The organism is Aeromonas sp. QDB11, assembly GCF_027705265.1.
GTDB lineage: Bacteria > Pseudomonadota > Gammaproteobacteria > Enterobacterales > Aeromonadaceae > Aeromonas > Aeromonas allosaccharophila.
The window spans coordinates 1-1,785 of the sequence record NZ_JAPDBM010000154.1; the positions used below are offsets into that span (position 1 = coordinate 1).

Consider the following 1,785-nt stretch of genomic DNA (forward strand, 5'->3'; position numbering starts at 1 on the left):
CGTGACGGATTGTCAGACATTGATCCATCGATCAGCATTACTTGCCTGTTTGATTACCGTGATGTGCTCGGCTCCCCAGTGATGCGAGCCTTGCGCGATAACTATGCGGCGGCAGGTCTATTGCCAGAGGCGTTGGGGTTGAGCTTTGAGTTGCGTGATATTGCATTCTTTGACTCGGTGCAACAGGCTGGTCTCTTTAGCCACCCCCGTCAGCAGATTGACTATGCCAGACTGCTGACCGACGAATTACGCGCCGATCAAGCCATCGCGGTATTAGAGGCAATGGACTCGGCTCTGTTGCAGCGCCACCGCCAATTGAACCTGTGGCATCAAGTGTTGATCCGGGCCTATCTGGAAGAGGGACGCCGAGCTGACGCTCATGCTCAGGCATTACGCGCGTTTGCTAGCACACGGGCAAACTCGTTTTTTGCGAGTTATTGCCAAAGTGGAGATGAGCCTAGAGAAGTAGCATTAGGCCAGTTTGTTGCCATTGCCGAATCATGGGGGCTACGCGAGGTCTTGTTGCTGTTGGAGGAGGTTGATGCATGGCCACAACTGGCACAACGGCTTGAGCAATGTACAGATGCAGACTTGCAGGAGGATCTCTCACTCCTTGCTGGTTCAACCGTACGAACCTGGTCGAGCCGCCTCTATCAGCAGGGATTTATCGTGGTGGCAGTGCGGCTACGTCGTCAATTGGTGGCCAATGTCGTTAATCAGGGCAAGAGCACCTACTACACGGGGGCAGCCTCGGATCTGAAAAAGAGCCTGGATTATCAGGCGGCCTTAAAGGTAGAACAAGAGGATGGAGAGAGACCTCTCTGTTCGCCACAGGAGTATCTGAATCAGCTTTATCAGCAGCACAAACGCAAGAGCAGCTTTTGGGAGGCGGTTCGTCAAAAGCTACCGGCCATTACCATGTCGGCGAGCGGTGTGCAGTATCAGGCCGAGAATAAATAAGGCGCTAACACCTTTCACTCGGTCAGTCAGCTTGTGCTGGTGTTCCATGCGCCCTTGGCTGTCCAGCGCCTCGATAGCACTCATCTGGATGTCTCATTGCCACGACATCCTTCAAGCTACCCAAAACAAGAGAGAGCCATTGGCTCTCTCTTGTTTTCGAAATAGGTGTTTTCAAAAAATGTGTTTTCGAAAAAAGTGTTATCGAAAGAAGATCTCATCAAAGTCCGGCTCTTCATCCCAGATGGCGTGCTGACGTGCGTCCCAGCGCTCGGCCAGATAGGGTTTGAGGGTTGCAAGGGTGGTGATGGTCGCCAGTTGTCCATGCAACTGCTTGATATCCCGCTGTAGATAGTGCTGATGCTCCTCGAACGCGAGATCGGTCTTCTTCTTCGAGCGCTGTTTAAACTTGTGCAAGATAACCCCTTGCACTCCCTCCGGGCCACTATAAAAGCAGATCTCGAGCTCACGTTTTTTCTGCCAGAGCGCCGGATTGATGGCCACCAGATTCTCTTCACTCAGCAGCTTGTCTGCCTCGGGCAGATGGGTGTGAGCCAGGTGCAACAGAGTAAACATATCCCGCGTTTCCCACGCATGGCTGAGCTCGCCCATCAGGCGGCTCTTCTCTTCACGCTTGACCGGGTCTTGCTCCCGATCCGGGTGCAGCGTCATAGCCAGCTTGCGATAGAGCTGCTTAAGGCTTGAGTTATCGAGCAGTTGCTCAACCCTGGCAACCTCATCCGGATCGGCCATGTCATGATGATCCTGCCAACGTGCGAAAGCCTCGTCATTGGCAAAGGGGTCATCGCCACAGTCCGGCGCGTCGTC

The 1,785-nt window shown here is 53.7% G+C and carries 1 protein-coding gene and 1 pseudogene; one reads left to right on the forward strand and one right to left on the reverse strand.

Annotated elements, in window-relative coordinates:
* On the forward strand, positions 1 to 960 hold a 960-nt coding region (locus OKC40_RS22300; RefSeq protein WP_270797010.1), incomplete at its 5' end, for a hypothetical protein.
* Between the two features lie 198 nt (positions 961 to 1,158).
* Here OKC40_RS22300 and OKC40_RS22305 read toward each other — a convergent pair.
* A pseudogene (locus OKC40_RS22305) lies at positions 1,159 to 1,785 on the reverse strand (J domain-containing protein); the annotation flags it as partial.